Origin of the sequence: Marinobacter sp. G11, from assembly GCF_021282325.1 — a bacterium.
GTDB classification, from domain to species: domain Bacteria; phylum Pseudomonadota; class Gammaproteobacteria; order Pseudomonadales; family Oleiphilaceae; genus Marinobacter; species Marinobacter vinifirmus.
On the sequence record NZ_JAJSPB010000084.1, the window covers coordinates 1 to 1,735 of the forward strand.

At 54.1% G+C, this 1,735-nt stretch carries 1 rRNA gene; it reads left to right on the forward strand.

The annotated features are described in order from the left end of the window. Positions 1 to 20: 20 nt before the first annotated feature. Positions 21 to 1,735 (forward strand): 23S ribosomal RNA (locus LWH94_RS19080); the annotation flags it as partial.

A 1,735-nucleotide genomic window follows, 5' to 3' on the forward strand; every position in this document is an offset into this window, starting at 1 on the left:
CAGTTGTCTTGGGGTTATATAGTCAAGCAACTAAGCGCATACGGTGGATGCCTTGGCAGTCAGAGGCGATGAAAGACGTGGAAGCCTGCGATAAGGTTCGGGGAGCTGGCAAACGAGCTGTGATCCGGACATCTCTGAATGGGGAAACCCACCTAACTTCGGTTAGGTATCTTACACTGAATCCATAGGTGTAAGAGGCGAACCGGGGGAACTGAAACATCTAAGTACCCCGAGGAAAAGAAATCAACCGAGATTCCCTAAGTAGCGGCGAGCGAACGGGGACCAGCCCTTAAGCTGGACAACTGGTAGGAGAAGGCCCTGGAAAGAGCCGCCATAGTGGGTGATAGCCCCGTATCCGAAACCTGAGTCCAGTGAAATCGAGTAGGTCGGCGCACGAGAAACGTTGACTGAACATGGGGGGACCATCCTCCAAGGCTAAATACTCCTGACTGACCGATAGTGAACCAGTACCGTGAGGGAAAGGCGAAAAGAACCCCTGTGAGGGGAGTGAAATAGACCCTGAAACCGTATGCGTACAAGCAGTCGGAGCAGACTTGTTCTGTGACGGCGTACCTTTTGTATAATGGGTCAGCGACTTATGTTCAGTGGCGAGGTTAACCGTTTAGGGGAGCCGTAGGGAAACCGAGTCTGAATAGGGCGAATCAGTCGCTGGACATAGACCCGAAACCGGGCGATCTATCCATGAGCAGGTTGAAGGTGCCGTAACAGGCACTGGAGGACCGAACCCACTGTCGTTGAAAAGCCAGGGGATGACTTGTGGATCGGAGTGAAAGGCTAATCAAGCCCGGAGATAGCTGGTTCTCCCCGAAAGCTATTTAGGTAGCGCCTCGGACGAATACCACAGGGGGTAGAGCACTGTTTCGGCTAGGGGGTCATCTCGACTTACCAACCCGATGCAAACTCCGAATACCTGTGAGTACTATCCGGGAGACACACGGCGGGTGCTAACGTCCGTCGTGAAGAGGGAAACAACCCAGACCGCCAGCTAAGGTCCCAAAGTACCAGTTAAGTGGGAAACGATGTGGGAAGGCTCAGACAGCTAGGAGGTTGGCTTAGAAGCAGCCATCCTTTAAAGAAAGCGTAATAGCTCACTAGTCGAGTCGGCCTGCGCGGAAGATGTAACGGGGCTCAAACTGGTCACCGAAGCTGCGGCTGCATACATTGTATGCGGGGTAGGGGAGCGTTCTGTAAGCCTGCGAAGGTGAGTTGAGAAGCTTGCTGGAGGTATCAGAAGTGCGAATGCTGACATGAGTAACGACAATGCGGGTGAAAAACCCGCACGCCGGAAGACCAAGGGTTCCTGCGCAACGCTAATCGGCGCAGGGTGAGTCGGCCCCTAAGGCGAGACCGAAAGGTGTAGTCGATGGGAAACGGGTTAATATTCCCGTACCTTGGATAGCTGCGATGGAGAGACGGAGAAGGCTAGGTGAGCCGGGCGACGGTTGTCCCGGTTTAAGCGAGTAGGGAGTGGACTTAGGCAAATCCGGGTCCACAATCCTGAGACGTGACGACGAGTGCCCAAGGGCGCGAAGTCATTGATGCCCTGCTTCCAGGAAAATCTTCTAAGCTTCAGGCTATTCGAGACCGTACCCCAAACCGACACAGGTGGTCAGGTAGAGAATACCAAGGCGCTTGAGAGAACTCGGGTAAAGGAACTAGGCAAAATGGTGCCGTAACTTCGGGAGAAGGCACGCCGGTGTGTACGTGAAACCCC